The 15,790-nt window shown below is 59.1% G+C and carries 9 protein-coding genes and 2 pseudogenes; 3 read left to right on the top strand and 8 right to left on the bottom strand.

All coding sequences use genetic code 11. The features are described 5' to 3' along the window. Positions 1–188, top strand: a 188-nt coding sequence (locus tag NKJ77_RS31810) for a transposase (RefSeq protein ID WP_352504249.1), incomplete at its 5' end; no start/stop codon positions are given. A gap of 970 nt (positions 189–1,158) precedes the next feature. On the opposite strand, the gene NKJ77_RS31805 is transcribed toward NKJ77_RS31810, so the two are convergent. From NKJ77_RS31805 to NKJ77_RS32465, 8 genes and pseudogenes are all read right to left on the bottom strand, one after another. After that, positions 1,159–1,485, bottom strand: a complete 327-nt coding sequence (locus tag NKJ77_RS31805; RefSeq protein ID WP_352536336.1) for an ATP-binding cassette domain-containing protein — start codon at positions 1,483–1,485, stop codon at positions 1,159–1,161. A 27-nt stretch (positions 1,486–1,512) separates the two neighbouring features. Continuing rightward, positions 1,513–1,997, bottom strand: a pseudogene (locus tag NKJ77_RS31800) (FecCD family ABC transporter permease); the annotation flags it as partial. Between the two features lie 1,031 nt (positions 1,998–3,028). Continuing rightward, entirely contained in the window at positions 3,029–4,447 is a 1,419-nt protein-coding gene (locus NKJ77_RS31795; RefSeq protein WP_352536335.1) for a coiled-coil domain-containing protein, read from the bottom strand. Between the two features lie 355 nt (positions 4,448–4,802). Next, on the bottom strand, positions 4,803–5,684 hold the full coding sequence (locus NKJ77_RS31790; RefSeq protein ID WP_352536334.1) for a hypothetical protein: 882 nt from the start codon (positions 5,682–5,684) through the stop codon (positions 4,803–4,805). Positions 5,685–5,877: 193 nt separating this feature from the next. Next, a complete protein-coding gene (locus NKJ77_RS31785) occupies positions 5,878–7,584 on the bottom strand; it encodes a class I SAM-dependent methyltransferase (RefSeq protein WP_352536333.1) in 1,707 nt (568 codons plus the stop codon). Between the two features lie 39 nt (positions 7,585–7,623). After that, a complete protein-coding gene (locus NKJ77_RS31780) occupies positions 7,624–8,706 on the bottom strand; it encodes a tetratricopeptide repeat-containing glycosyltransferase (protein WP_352536332.1) in 1,083 nt (360 codons plus the stop codon). A gap of 2 nt (positions 8,707–8,708) precedes the next feature. Continuing rightward, positions 8,709–12,218: a glycosyltransferase gene (locus NKJ77_RS31775; protein ID WP_352536331.1), complete on the bottom strand. Its 3,510-nt coding sequence runs from the start codon at positions 12,216–12,218 to the stop codon at positions 8,709–8,711. A gap of 36 nt (positions 12,219–12,254) precedes the next feature. Further along, positions 12,255–12,443: pseudogene (locus tag NKJ77_RS32465) on the bottom strand (glycosyl transferase); the annotation flags it as partial. Positions 12,444–13,636: 1,193 nt separating this feature from the next. Here NKJ77_RS32465 and NKJ77_RS31765 point away from each other — a divergent pair. Both NKJ77_RS31765 and NKJ77_RS31760 read left to right on the top strand, forming a co-directional pair. Continuing rightward, on the top strand, positions 13,637–13,951 hold the full coding sequence (locus NKJ77_RS31765; RefSeq protein ID WP_352536329.1) for a hypothetical protein: 315 nt from the start codon (positions 13,637–13,639) through the stop codon (positions 13,949–13,951). 91 nt (positions 13,952–14,042) lie between these two features. Then, positions 14,043–15,790: DUF4347 domain-containing protein (locus NKJ77_RS31760; RefSeq protein WP_352536328.1), on the top strand; the 1,748-nt coding region annotated here is incomplete at its 3' end.

Genomic DNA, 15,790 nt, shown 5'->3' with positions numbered 1-15,790 from the left:
AGCGGCTCAACGAGGAAATCCGCCGGCGCACCTATGTCGTGCGCATCTTCCCCAACACCGAAAGCTGCCTGCGCCTGGTCAGGGCATTGGCCGTCGAGACCAACGAAAACTGGATGGAGGCCAACCGATACATCAACATGGACGACCTGCGCGAGCACAAGAAGCTCGCTCTGCGCCAAGCCGCATGACCAGCATCATGGCTGCCCCATTTTGCAGAACTTGACGCACACAACCAATCCCACCTGGCGCCGGCTTCTCGAGCGTTCGCTGCGGGCCATCGTCCAAAAGGCTGTGTTCCAACAACTCTAACGAGAGAGATACACTCCTGCTACTCGGCGCCGCTTCCCTCAAAGCGCTGTCTGGTAAGAGGCTCGGCGCCCTTTGGCTTGTTCAGGTTCAAAAGGAGGGCGCCGGCCCCAGACTTTTCCGCCCAGAATGGCGATTAGCGCTTCGGGGTGATCTCGTCGACCCTCACCTGTCGCCGATCTTTTTCGCCCAGGCCAGCGCCTTGGTCTTGGCTTTTGTGGTGAAACACCGTTGAGCAGTGAGGCGCTTCAAACACGCTCACAACAGGTCGCCACCGACTCGTCGAGCATGCTCCACCTTCGCTTAGTCCATAAAGGTGTGGTGCGTTCATATTAGCATCAGCATATATAACTTGGCAGCCGGCCATGTCCCCAGTCCCCAGCCGGTTAGGCCCGGCTGCTCTCTACCCCCAAAGAAAGCCGGGCCGTCCCCGCGGCCAGAGCGTTCCGTGCTTGGTAGACAGCTCGCCGGGCGATACCCCGACCACCTCGAGCCCGGCGAGCCTGACCTGGATCAATGATCGGATCAGGACCGGGGTCAGCCGGCAAATATCTATGCAAGAGCGGTGTCACTTTGTTAGCGCTGAAATGGATAAGTTTTCACAGGACTACCAACCCAGCGCAGCGAAACCAACTGCTCGGACAAGCATGCATGCACCGAATCGCGAACGGCGATTCAATTAGCACGCACTTAATTACCTCATAACATTTTAACGAAACGTTGACCGCGCTGTCCCAGAATAGGACGGCGCGGTCGGACCCCAACCGGACTGCGCAGGCGGCTTCGGCACTCAGCGCCCGCCGAACTGTCGAGCCGCCACCCACATCCCACATTATACCAGCAATGGTTGAATCAACTATTACTGCGGTGCAAACGGCCTGCCATAGGAACAAAAGAGGGATTCACATCGAATACGGATCGATCAGGATCGGACCACGCCTGCGCCAGCACGGCACGCACGGTCGCGGCCTCCACTGGCTTCATGGCGGAGAGGTCGCGGTCGTTGGCCACTGTCCCCGTAGACGCCAGATCGCCCGACAACGCCTTAAAAAAGGTCGTCTTGCCCGAGCCGTTCGGTCCGGCGATGGCGGCAATTTGGCCCGGCCTCGCGACGAAATCGACATTGGTAACAATGCGCTTGCCGCCGATCGCTACCGAAACATCGCGTGCTTCGATCATTCCGGCCTCATAGGTTTCAAATCTCACAAGTCTGATTACGCCGCGCTTGCGCAGCAGAATCCAGAGGAAGAACGGCGCGCCGGCGATCGCGGTGACGATGCCGATCGGCAGTTCGGCCGGCGCCACGACCAATCGGGCAACGGCATCGGCAATCAGCAGCATGCAGGCGCCAAGCAGCGCCGATGCCGGCAAGAGATAGCGAATGTCCGGGCCGATCAGCAGCCGCAGCAGATGCGGCACGACGATGCCGATGAAACCGATGCCTCCGCTGACTGCGACAGAGGCGCCGACCGCTGCGAGACGCTAACGATCGCGGTGTATTTCAGCCGCTGTACCGGGATACCGAGATGGCCGGCCGTCGCCTCGCCGAGCGCCAGCGCGTTGAGGCCTTTGGCCAGGAACGGCATCGCCGCCACCGCCAAAACGATGATCGGTCCGACGGAAGCGATCTTCGGCCAGGTCGCGCCGCCGAGCGAGCCCAGTTGCCAGAAGGTCAGGTCGCGCAACTTCCGGAAAACAATCTTTGACGATCTCTCCCCCAACCGCTCTCAGCGAGCCGCAATACGCGTGGCGCCCTGTCCGCGCCTTCGCCCTCGATATGGTCGCCAAGATTGTCGTGGCCTTGCCGTAGGTCTTGGCGTCGCCATCGGGATAACGGTCCGCGACCACGCCAGGCACACGCGCGCGCCCCGGCCATCCACGAAACTTGATAGGCGAAGCCGACTGTAAGGCGACCAAACGGATACGCTGCAGTCCGCACCTGATTGCGGGGGCCCGTGTCAGAAATGGAGTTCTCCTCTAGTTGTCAATGGCGGCAGCCAGGACGTCGTCCTGGCTGATTGAACCGGGGTTTCGAAAGTTCAGGCAGCGCGTCCGCGACAGGTGACAACACGGCGATCGCTGACTCATAGACCTCCGTCAGGTAGGACGAGATCAAAGGATCGCTGCGCCACTCAACAGCTCGGCAAAGAAGGCCGTGGACCTCACGTTTGGTTCCGACGTCCACGCCGGCCGGGGTTTCGTCAAAGATGAAACATCGGCAAGAATGTCCCATTGAGCAGGACCTCGACGTCCTTCTCGACCATGCCCAGGCGCGGGCTCGACGATCTCACACTCAAAGTTGCGACCTGACGAAGTCGAAGCGTTGAATGGGTGATGCGCCCGTCGGGCGTTCATGGTTGTAGTAGCACCGCAGCACGATCACACCGGATCAATTGTCAACCCATCAGCCCTGCGCTCGAAGGGCCTCCTCTATGACCTTCGTGATCTCTGCTGGTAGTGAAGCAGATGTGTCGCTGCCAAACTTCTCGAAGGCAAGATCGACTTCAACTACCCGCGCTTGCTGCGCTGCGGAACTGTGATGCGGCGGTTGCGTCGCTGCTTCCTTGAGGTCGGAAAAAACGAGCGGGCCAGACAAAGTTCGCACGCCTGCTTTGCTGTCTTCGGTTCTACTAGAGCCAAGTGTGAACGGAACGCCGGGCGCTGGATTGTGCGCCCAAAAGGATCACTTTGTGACCACCAGCATCAGTACCGCCGTCGCTCCCTACGACGCTGCACGCAAGCTTGGGCGGGAACGTCGTCTGGTTGTGGAGCGGGTTGGTTCCACTGCCATGCTGCCAACACCAACAACGCCCTCACGCTCCCTTGCACTCGTTACTTTGTGCAAACGCTCATAGGGCAGCAACTCCTTGACCCGCGTACCAAGCGCAACAATTTCTGCCCGCAAATCTTCGCATTCCTGCCTCTGGACTTCGTGCTGCATCTGCTCGGAGGCGTATTGCGCCGAGATGTGCGAGAGGTCCGCAGTCAGCTTCGAAAGGTTCGTCATGTGGGCTTCGCTCTCTTTCAAGAGATCAGAATACCTTTCATCCGCAACTTGCTTTTCGGCCATGGTATCGCTCCATTGAGCCGTCAGCCTGGCGATTTCACTGGATGCTACGCTTGCCTCGTTCGTTGCCGCATCCAGTCGCAATTGAAGACTTTGAATTTCAGATCGCAAACCTCGCATCTCTGCGAGACTGCGTGCACGTTCGGCTCCCGTGTCATCTTCCATGATGCGTGCGGCCTCTGCCATTTCCGACAGTTTCGCCTGCGCGATCTCAAGCGACTTCTGCAACCGCGTTTCGTCCTTCTCGCTCTTGCCGAGCGCAGCCAGCAGTTCGGAATGCCGCACCGCATCGTTGGCGTGGATCGTCGACAGCTCATCAAGCCTCCGCCTCGCCTCAGCTTCCCGCTTTTGCGCCTTGTCGAGGTCGATCGAGAGTCTGACATGCTTTTCTCGCAAGGTATCGTTTTCGCGCGCCCGTCTATCGGCCTCGGCTGTTCTGGCCGAAAGAGCTTTGGCCGCCTCGCCGAAGTCCGCCTCCCTTATTGCGATGGTATTGGCCGCTTCTACAAGTTCCAGCCTTACGGCGGCGAGCGCACTACGAAGAGCGTCCCTGTCCTGGACCAAGCATACTTCGCGCTGCTGTATGGCTCCGAACGCGCTGTCGTGCTCACGTTGCTTCCTCATCGCATCGTGCAGCTGTTCGGACAGGACCATGTGTTCTCTCGTCAGGTTGGCATTTGCCACTTCCAGTTCGTTGGCACGAAAGAAGTCCGCTTGAAGGATCTGAAAAAATTCGCGTGTGTAGTGGTGCGAAGTTGCAACCTCCATTAGCTTGGCTTTGACATCCTCCAAATGGCCTTCCGCATCCTGAAAGAGCATCTCAAATGAGCTCAAAGCAGCCAGCCGGCTCTGCGTATGCGAAGTTAGCTGGCGAGGGGTTTCATTGGGAGTGCCCTCGGATTGCAGGGCATCGGTCCCTATTGCGAGGCTGTCTTTCGAGGCACTGCCGTCGTCTGATGGTGACACCTCGTCAAGGCTCAGGGAGATGTTCAAAGCCTCGACTAGCTCTGTCTCGAGTTCCTCGGCGGCTCTTTCCACATTGTCGTAACGTTTGATCAGGTTCGATAGTTTCATGACAAGCTCTCCCGGCGCACCACTTTGAATTAATGGTTTGGCAACCAACGATTACACACCATATACCGCTCCGCGAACGACGACTGCCATGCAATCGACTATATTAGATCATTCTAAAGCAGTACGCTCGCAAAGGGGGAGTGCCTGCTTCGGATCAATCCGGTGATCATGCCGCCAAGTCGAACGTCTTCGGGAGACGATCAAGGAAGCCTCAACGGCCGCCATTGGTCTGCCGCGGCCCGTGCAGGGCTTCGCGGAAGGATGCTGTCTCGTGCGCGTCAACGCTCGCAATTGCCTCCTTCGGTGCAGTTCCGAAGATCAGAGATGGCTGGTTTGTTCGTCACCCCCTTACCGATCAAGCAATGTGCAGCAGTTCGCGCAGCCGGACCGGCAGTCGGGGCGAGGCTTGCAGTTCGGCGCAACTCGCCTCCCATCGCTTCAGATACTCGGCGATCGGTACACCTGTGCGGCCGGGCCATCGGTTGATTGCGCCCAGCGCCTCGATGCAGTCGGGCGCCGCCTCGTACTCAGTCAGGATGGTTCGGGACATTGCCTGGGCAAACGGATTGAGGCCGGGTATTTCGATCTCGCCTCGATGGTCGCCGAACCAGGCAGCGGCGTCGCGGCTCAGCCCCTGGCTGTCGGCGAGCGCCGCGTAGCCGCGGACGATGTTGTCGCGATACGCTGCGATGGCATCGCCGAAGGCGTTGTCGCCGGCAAATGGCGGATTCTCTTTCCAATCCTTCGCCAAGCGACCAAGACCGCCCAAAGAGAAGGCCTCGACCAACGCCTCCTCGAGCCACTGGCAGGGCGGCGCCGGCTTGGCGTCGCGCTGCCAGCTGTTGGCAAGGACATGGCCGAGTTCATGGCCGAACTGATAGGCGAGCTTTGACCAGTCCCGTTCGCCGATATCGACAATGATCCATGCCATGCTGGTGCCATCCGGGTGCAGCCAGATCGCCGGCTGCCCGGAGGTGTGCTGATCGACGCGAAGTCGCGTTGGCTGGCGGTCGGAAACGAGACGGACGCCATCCAAGCAGGCTAGCCGCATGCGCTCGACGACTTGCTCTGCCGCACGTGGAAGCGTATCCCCCCAATCACCTGCGAGTTCGATCGGCCCGGTGAGTAGCGTCGAGGACGACGCTACTGGGAGATAAGGTTGTGCCGCCATAGCCATTTGTCTCATATCGATGTTGCGCTGCCGGATCAACGTTGCGTACACCAGGCCCGCGACCACTGTACCGGCATTCATGGTGATGAACTCGCGCCTCCTCATCTAATGTGTCCAACTTCTTGCCGCTTTCGGCCATATCGCCACACCGCAGTCATTTCGCTGACGAACCTACTCGAACGCCTAAAAGACGGGCGTAAATCCAGCCGTCAAATGACGGCGTGGGCGCCCAGAAAAGATCCAGCTGTACGCTTACAAATCACTCCTTACCTTGCAGAAACTCGACGTATGACTTCATCTGCTTCCATTTGTCTTCACCTCTTGCCCAAACAAAATGGACGAATCCACGCCGCTCGACCTGACTCGAGTGCCAAGCGGCTGCAAACCTACACTTTTCGCTTAAAGGCCCGTATGATCCCAAATTAGTCTTCACCAGGGCATAATTCAGAAGTGGCTGGTCACCAAAATACTTTATCAAATCGCGATGGCTCGGATGACTATATAATTTTCGAACAATATCCGCTACAATCTCGAAGTCATACTTATTCCTAAATCCAATAATTCCGGAATTGGCTAGCGGTAATTTCTCATTGGCGCAGTCAAGGTCCGTCTTCAGCAGCTCTAAGCCAAACCAATTTCCAACGCGTCGCGTATCATGAACCTTTCCTATATTATCAGCCACCAGATGTCTATACGATTCAATTTCCGTTGTAACGCAAACTCCACATGATTTATTTATATCCTTAATAGTGACTTCGATATCTCCATCCACCACAACGTCGTTGTCGACATATAGTATCGGCGAGTAGCCTCCGGGAACAAGATCATTTAATGTGTATCTCGTTGAGTGCGAGATATCTGATGTATGCAATAAAATAACTCTTTGTCGTAAATTATCCGGCACGTAATTAGCAGTCTTGTCTATAGATCTGTCAGTTATTACGACAACTTCCCCCTTATAGTTTCCAAATTCGCACAGAGAGAAAAGGAACCAGCGAAGGCATTCAAAATACTCGTCAGGTCCGTAGACAATTGTGCACACTAACGGTCGATAGAGTGGACTTAACCTACCGCTCTCGCCTATTTCATAAGATCGAGCTCCGAGCCTCCCAGATCCTTCGAGCGGGCCCGTCTCGCGGACCCCTCTATTTGATCCCGCGACGTCGTTACTGCCTAGGCCACGCTTTGGATGGAGGGGCGAATTTTGGTGAATTATGGACGCTGAACGCTGAAAATCCGACATTCGTATGCCAGGCAACACGCGCCGCTCGCACACGAGCCAACGCTGCAACTCGGGACGATTTTCACAAACCAGCAGCCACTTGTCGGCGTCACTCGATCCATCGAGGAAAGAAAATTCGTGAGGATTGCGGGGTCCGCTACGAATAATCGAAATGCGATGTGAGGGCGAAAAGAGGTTGGTTAAACGCGGAAGAATACTCCCGTCCATGAATTCGTGCATCTCGATGATAACGTTCGCCTGCCCCAAGGCAGCCACGGTGTCTTTCTCATCAAAAAGTATTTTTTCATAACCCTCGCAATCTACTACAATGAGAGCATCCGGGTCTTGAGCTAAAATTTCTCGGAGACGGGCAGGCGTGCAACTTGCTTCCACTCTAAGACGATCGCCGATCCCGTTTAGATCTGCATTGGCGCGACATGCTTCCTGGGCGCGGAGGTCGATGTCAAACGCGATGACGCGAGCATCTGGAACTGACAATGCCAAGCCAACAGAATAATACCCCTCTGCACAGCCAACATTGACAACAATATTCGGCTTTTCATATATAAATTCGCGAAGAGCGCCGTGTAACTCCTCTTCGTAGACGCCAAGGAGCTGCGGGCCAATATCGTCGCCGCCCCCCCAAGTCTGCACATCGTGTAATCGCAAACCAGAGAAAGGGCCGCTCCGAACGACCATATTTGTCTCGCGTTTTACCAAAGCGATTATTTCCGCTCGACTCACTTCGGGTTCTCCAGAGCAAATTCTAGATTTCGGGCGGCGCTACCGATCCGTTCGCACCTCTTCTCGGCGCCGCATAAAAAAAATGAGATTATCCTTGAGCCGCTTATTGTTTGGATCGAACTCGACCGCTCTTTGCCCCCACTCTACCGCGCGGTCCATCGCATTGAGATGCCACGCCGCTATCGCACCCAAATCATACAGCCGAAAGCTCCAGCAGTTCACGTCGTCCAGATAGCTACCTGTGCGACGCGTCCTTTCGATCCCGTTGGTGCAAGCCCAAAACAGATTCAGCCAGTCGGCCTTGCCGTGAAATTCCTCGGCGAGGTCGAGCCAGATCTCGCGGCGATGCGGCGCTTCCATCCGGGCCTTGTCCAGCCAGGACAACCTCTGCTCCGGCCGCATGCGCGCGATGTAGCGCATAGCTTCGGATCTTTCTTCCGCCCAGTTGCTTGTCGGCAATTCAAGGTAGCGCTCAAGCAACGGAATGGCCCGCTCTGGTTGGTTGGCCCACATCAAGTCCCGCCCGAGCCAGAAGCAGATCTGCGCGTCGTCGGGGTCTTCCTTGTGCGCCACCTCCATCAGCGGCAGGTAGCTGCTCCTCGTTGGCTTGGTGAGATCCTGCACCTCGAACATGACGATGTCGCTGCTGTTCGCGGTTACTTCCGTTTCTCCGGTGAAGACCAAGGCTTCGTGGACAGGCCGCCTGAAGCGATATCTCCAGCGGTGGTGAAAATTCTTCGCCGGCCAGCTTCGCAGCGGCGTCGGGTCATCGACACTTGATCTGTACACCGTCTGACAAAAGAGGGCTGTGGTCTCGGGCTGCCAAGCCGCCTCAAGCTTTGCTCGCCAGCCAGGTTCGAGAAACCGGTCCATGTCCATTGTGCAGCACACATCGACGTCGGGAGGGATCAAGGCCATGGCAGCATTACGCGCGTCGTCGAAACGCCATGGGCGGACCGAGATGCTGTGTACGGTAACGCCGGCAGCGGTCAGCCGTTCCACAGTGTCATCGGTGCTGCCGGTATCGACCACAATGCGATAGTCGGCGTCGACGGCCGAATTGGCCCAGCGCTCCGCGTTTGCGGCCTCGTTCAGCGCGATGGTGTAGACAGCGACCTTCAAACCTAACCTTCCTTTACGCGCGCTGGCTTAAGACCGCGTCCGGCGGACATGCCCGGCGCGACCTTGCGGATAGCGACCAGGCCACCCAGCAGCTTCGCCCGGTTCAACTCATAATGGCTGTCGAAGAACAGGATCTCGGCGAATTGATCGGCAAGCGCGCTCACCCCCAGCGGATCGACCGAGCGGGCGCTGCCGTGCTGCTGGATCTCCCGCAGCAGGGTCTTGGTCAGCGTGATCTTGCCAAGGTCCTCACCTGGTGGCTGCCAGTCGAGGTCTTCGAGGAAATACCAACCGCCCTCGGCGAGCAGCGGGAAGAACTCGCGCAGTGTCAACTGCTCGTCGAACGAGGCGTGGCTGCCGTCGTCGACGATTACGTCGAGCGATTCCGGTTCGAGCTTTGCAGCGACGCGGCGCAGATCGTCCAGCTTGGATTGGTCGCCGACAAACGACTTGAACCGTTCATTGTTGAGCTGCGAAAAATCCGTGAGGTCGAGCCCGATAACCTGGCAGAATGGAAAATAGCTCTGCCACAGCGAGACGGATGGAGTCTCGGTCTGATTGCCCTCGGCTAAGCCACGGCACAGGCCGATCTCCATCAACCGCCGCATCGACAAGCGCCTGGGCGACAACAACCGATCATAAACCCTGGCATAGGCGTGTCGGTTACCGGTGTGCCTGTTCTTGTCAGTGTTAAAGCGGTCGGCGAGGCTTGTGAGGCTTGGAAAGCTGTCGAGCGGATTGATCAGCTGCGAAATTAGCGGCGCGTCCTCGCCGCCCGGACGGGCCTCATTGCGTGCCGTCCACAAGTGGATGCCGAACACCCGCTCGTCGTTCAGATAGTCAGCCAATTCCGCAGTCGCCTTCTCGAACCGGTCGATCTCCGTCCAGTCGATCGTGTTGAAGAACATCGGGCTGAACACGCATTTCCGCAGCGCGGCTCCTGCGTCGGAGGCAATGTAATCGGACAGAAGCTTGGGGCCGATGTCTCCGAATTCCTTGCCGTGTGCGGCGTGAAAGCGCTCGATCGACAACTCGTACAGCGCTCTGAGATGACTGCTGTAGGGCCTGGCGTAGATGACGTTGCCGCAAACAAAATGACCTTTGTGCGATCCGCGCCATTGCAGGTTGAAGAAATGTTCGCCGCGGAAGGGAAAGGGCCGTAGCAGGATGACGTCGGAATCCATCCATAGCCCACCGTGCTCGTAAAGCAGGGCGTAGCGGAAGATATCGCTGAAATACCTGATCTCGGAGCCGGCGACGATGCGCTCGAACAGCGCCCGCGGCATGACGTCGTCGGCATTGCGGACTTCGACCCCATGCGGGACGAGGAACGCGAGCTTCTCCGGCGCGTAGCTCCACACCCGCACCGGATGGCCTGCTGCCCGCATTGAGGTCGTGGCGGCAACCAGGGTACGATGCTCGGCCTTGTCGGACATCACTTCATAGAAGCAGTTGATCTGCGGAAGTGCAGTGTCGTCGTTGCCAAGGAAGCGAGAAATTCGGGCGTCGAACTGGCGAGATCGTTCCCGTCGTTCCAGCGGAGAATCGACGTCGCGCAGAAACGGCGCCAGCTCATGAAAGATCTCATCGGTCGACTTCATGCCGCCGGCGCCGAGGTTCTTGCGTTCCGAGGGCGCCAGGCTTGCATCACCCACGGCTCCGTCGTCGGTGCGGTAAGGATTGATCCCTGTTTCCATTAGCGGAGAGCCATGCACAGAGGCTAGCGTCAACCCAGACGGCGTATCTGCCTTACCCGATGGCAGGCTATCCACATCCTCCAGCAGCGACCTCACCTCCGCCTCTTCGACGGTTGCGATCCAGGACTCACTGTCGGCGACGCTGTAGGAAATCAGCAAACGCTTTTCGTCCGGGTGCCACGCCAGCCCGGCGGCGAATTCAACGCCCTTTTTGTCGAAGAAGAACGGACGACTTACCTTTCGCAAGGCGTTGGCTTCGTCGAACCAGACAAACCGGTGCAGGTAGTAACGCCGCTTCTCCGCGGTCCGCCACTGGACTTCATGAATCAAGGCGAGCCATCCGCCGGCGAATGCGATCAGCTGGGTTCCGCCCCTGAACCGTTGTGCGGCAATCGCGGGAGCGGTCTCGCTGACAGTGGCACCCCGCTCGTCGACGATCCGGGTGGGATCGCATAGGTAGATGAACTGCAGCGTATCTGCCGCTCCTTCCACCATGCCGAGCTTGACTTGCGGCATCCAGTTCCTTTCGTGCCCTCGCGGTCCGGCCGGATGCAGCACGCGCCAGTCAGCCAGCCGGCAGGCGCCACTCTCGTCGATGCGAGCGATGACCTGCTCGCACCAACCCTCCTGTGTCAGTCCGCGCACGCAGGAGACGCCCCACAGCGCATCCCGCCAAGCAAACAGGCGCATGTCCTCAAGTCCGAGGACTCGGTCGCAAGCGGGTTCCGGCATATCGACCGACGGTAAAATCTCGCTTGCGGACTGGATGGCGAGTTCATCGCTCAGTCGAAGCAGAAAGTTGCGCGTGTGAACCGGTCGCCCGTCAGGCGTGTCAGACAGGAGATCGTCGTCGGCCAAGGTGTAGCTCACCGTTTGCTGCAAGAGCACGATGTGCTCGCCCAATCGAGCCACTGATGGGTTTGACGACCGATAGCCATCGGGCGCCGTGAAGCCGACCGGACGTGCGTTGAAGGACGGCATCACTGTCTTGGCCGGCTGGACATAGAAGAACAGGTTGGACCACGCCAGCTCCCTGGGGCCGTCGCCGATGGCTCGGTTCAACGCCAGCCAGTTGCACGCCGCGAAACCGCGGTCCTTGCGCGCGGGATCGTGCGCGTAGTTTGCCGCAATGGAAAATTCTTCCAGCAGGCCTGTCGTGTAGATGTGGTCCTCGATGAACAGAATGTCCTGCTCCGGCCGCCTGATCGCCAGCCCCGCTTCGGAAAACAGTACGCTGGCGTCGTTCATCCCCTTCTCGCGGTAGAACCGGGCCAGGTCATAGAGCGGCTCGGCGCGTTGCGGCCGTTGATTGAAGGCGGCAAGCGCCTGTTGAACAAAGCCAGCCTCGTCGCCGAGTTTGCGCAGGCAGCGCGCCTCCTGCAGGCGGGCATTCCACGCCTCCTCGTCCCAACCGCCCATTGCGGCACGCTTGGCGTAGGCCACCGCCGCCTCCGTCGTCCGCCCGGCGTCGCGGTAGGATTGCGCCAGGTAGAACCAGTAGCGCTGATTTTCCGGATCCTTCTCAAGGGCCTCCAGCAAAAGCCTGGCATCGCGCTCGAACTTGTCCGCTCGGTTCGAGCCGCTGGCGTGGTCCTTGTACCAGGCGCCCTTCAGTTCCTGCACGCCACCGGGCACGTCGAGATATTCGTGGGTCACGCCGTGGTAGCGAGCGCCGGCGTCGCGCTTGACCAGCCGCGTGTTCCAATAAGCCAGGCCGGAATCCGACCGCTGCAGCAGCCGGTAGCCCGAACTGTCGAGGTGCTCGCGGAAGCCAGCATCCTCGACCACCAGTTCCATGTCGGCGTCGTCAAACAACAGATAGTCGTAAGCGAGTGGGGAGGCATAGGCATGATCGAGCGCCGCGTTGCGCGCCTGCTCAAAATTATGGAATGGGAATTCGTGCAACTCGCCCGGCAGGTTGCGGGCAGCGAAGAACGATTTGACGAAATCCTGGGTCCCGTCGGTCGAGCCGGTGTCGCCGATAACCCAGCAGTCGATGTGGTCGACAACCGCCCCGAGACAGCGTTGAAGATTCGCCATCTCGTTCTTGACGATCATGTTGAGACAGAGGCGCTTGCCGTTTGTCATGCGCTGACTATTGGCTCCCCGCAGGACTGCGCGCCGAGGCGGTCACATTTGTGCCAGGGTGTCATTTGGGACAGCGACCCGCTCCGATGCGGACGTGTCCGAGCTTCATGCCCCATGTGCATTGCCCCCTGCCCCGGCCATTTTGCATGACCTCTGTTGCAAAGTATCGCCCATCCCTTCCTTTGCAAACGCGACCTCAGCGCCATCCATTGTTAGCCAGCACTTTCCATTGCAGCAAGGGCCTCGCGGTCGCCTTGGACGAAGGGGGCGAATAAACCTTCCAATCGGGCCAATCGCTCACGCAAAAGCTCCGCCGCGATATCAAGGGTCCGCCGCTAACGAAGGCGGAGCATCTTTAAGCCACGGATTTTTCGATGCATTTGGCCGCATGCGCGCCATCTCGATGTTTGCCAAGGTACTTAGCCGTGGTTGCGCAATTAACAAATCGTAAACAGGTTATTTACAAGTTGCTAATTTTATAATTTACTAATGCCTTATATATGGGAGGGTTTCCGCGGACCGGGCAGTAGGCCTGTCGGTCCGTGCGGTCTGCGAAGCCAAGAGAGTATCTGGAGCAAGTCACTTCGTGCGTGAGGGCGCAGAGAGTGTTTGGTGGCGTGCAAAGAAGACGTCGTACTGCCTTGAACTCAAGGTCAGCGTTTTCCCAACCTGATGTTCCCTTGCAAGTAGTCGATTCCCTCGCAAGTTGACACGCATGTTGGGAGTTGGCTGTGGTTGGTGTGATACCAAGTGCGAAACGATGCGCCCGCGACGCAGGTTTCCGCTTCGCTCAACCCCTCAATTATCCGCACCTTCTCGCCAGCAAGGATTTCCCCGCGATTGACGGGTATTCCTCGGCGCCCTGTGGACCGCCGCACGCCTGCGAACTCCACACCCTCAGTGAAGACAAGTGGGACGCCGCTCGATCGAGCGGCACCAAGATGCCGTCAAGCCTTGCGCGTGCGTTTCGTCGCAATGCGCGTCGCCGGTTGGTTCACGGAGCTGCAGGCTGCTCAATGCGCGCGGCTCAAGTGCCGATAGAAGCGCGGCCGGCCTCAGCGAGCGCGGGCGCTCGGCAGCGATAGAAACCTAGACACGAAACAAGACACACAGCGGCGCAGCCGCCGCCGACCAAGGAGGACATGATGAGCTACATAGCAGGGTTTGCGGTCATGGAAGTTGCCGTTAGAGGCGTCTTGCCCATCGGCGACACGACCGAAAATGTGCCTTATCTTATCCTGGACACGGCCAAGAGCGCCATCGTCGGTCAGGTCATTCTTCCCAAGGCCGTCAAGCGAAGCCTCGCCGTCGCTGTCACCGTCAAGGTTCCGGCCGCAGCCGGCTCACTTGCGATTGGCACGTTTGACGATGGCGGGAATTTCCAGGCCTGCAGCTTCCTCCGCGTAGAGAGCCCCGCTGTCGAACGGCCCGACGGCGCCGTCGGGCCGTCCGGACGATGACCTCTCCCAAGTCCCCTTGTCCCACCGCTCGCCGGCAAAGCCGGTGGGCGGTTTCCCCTTGAATTGAATTCGAAGCCAACAGGAGCCAGTCATGGCCCGTGCCTCTGAAATTCTCTTTGTCGATCCTTCAGTCTCCGACCTCCAGACAGTTCTCGGTAACCTGAGGTCCGAAGTCCGGGCTGTCATGCTTGAAGGGCGCCGACCAGTGGCGCAGCAGATCGCTGCCGCATTGTCAGGGCACGAAGGGCTCGAGGCGGTGCACGTCATCGCGCACGGCGCGCCTGGCAGGGTTAGCTTCACGGCAGGAGAATGGTCGGCCGCCACACTGAAGGAAGATGCTGAGGATCTTGCCGCCATCGGCAGGGCGCTTGCCGCGGATGGCGAACTGCGACTGTGGAGCTGCGAGACGGCATCGGGGAATGCTGGCGAGACCTTCGTGGCGGCGCTGGAAGAGGCCATCGGCGCGGACGTCCGCGCATCGAGATCGCTGGTTGGCGCGGCCAAGCTGGGTGGCTCATGGGAGATGCCCGAAAACACGGCCGGCTCGCGCTTGCCGCCGATGACATCGGTTGGCGTGGCGGCCTACACTGGGGTCCTTGCAGGGGGCAATTTGACGCTCACTGGCACTGTCTCATCCGGAAGTAGTAAGAGCATCAATACATTTTACATAATCGATACAACAACCAACACCGTTGTCGGCAGCTTCGTTCTTCCATCATCAGCCAATACTGTCGCCCCAAATTTTGCTATAACTATTTCGATCCCAGATACTTTGCATGACTATGCAATATATGACAGCGGCTTTAACATCTATGGCACGCTGACACACAACCTTGGCGGAACTGCGTTCGCGTTCAGCCCCGATTCTACCAACAACGGCAAAAACGGTGACACATTTGTTGGTGGTAACCTAGCCGTTACGAGCCAAGGCGCGACAGGCCCGACGGGTCCCGCGGGCGCGACTGGCGCCACAGGTGCGACCGGCGCGGGTGCAACGGGCGCCACAGGCGCGACGGGCGCAACTGGTGCAGGGTCGACCGGTGCCACAGGCGCGACTGGCGCTTCAGGTGGAACCGGCGCGACTGGCGCAACTGGCCCTACAGGCGCCACAGGCGCGACCGGCGCTTCAGGTGGAACCGGCGCAACTGGCTCTACAGGCGCGGCTGGCGCGACCGGCGGTACGGGTGCGACTGGCTCGACTGGAGCAACTGGCGATACCGGAGCGACTGGCGATACGGGTGCCACTGGCTCGACCGGTGATACGGGTGCGACGGGCGCAACCGGCGATACCGGCGCGACTGGTGCAACAGGCGACACCGGAGCAACTGGTGATACCGGAGCAACGGGCGCTACTGGCGATACTGGTGCAACTGGTGACACCGGAGCCACAGGTGCGACCGGCGATACCGGCGCGACTGGTGCAACTGGCGACACCGGAGCAACTGGTGATACCGGAGCAACAGGCGCTACTGGCGATACTGGTGCAACTGGTGATACCGGAGCCACAGGTGATACCGGAGCAACGGGCGCTACTGGCGATACTGGTGCAACTGGCGACACCGGAGCCACAGGTGCGACCGGCGATACCGGCGCGACTGGTGCAACTGGTGACACCGGAGCAACTGGTGATACCGGAGCAACAGGCGCGACCGGAGCAACTGGTGATACCGGTGCGACGGGCGCTACTGGCGACACCGGAGCGACCGGCGATACCGGAGCTACGGGTGCGACCGGCGATACTGGTGCAACTGGTGACACCGGTGCCACAGGTGCGACCGGCGATACCGGCGCGACTGGTGCAACTGGCGACACCGGAGCAACTGGTGATACCGGAGCAAC

This window comes from Mesorhizobium sp. M0052, assembly GCF_040323255.1.
Taxonomy (GTDB): domain Bacteria; phylum Pseudomonadota; class Alphaproteobacteria; order Rhizobiales; family Rhizobiaceae; genus Mesorhizobium.
Note: the sequence above shows the minus strand (reverse complement) of the source record. Positions and strands in the feature narration are given on the sequence as shown.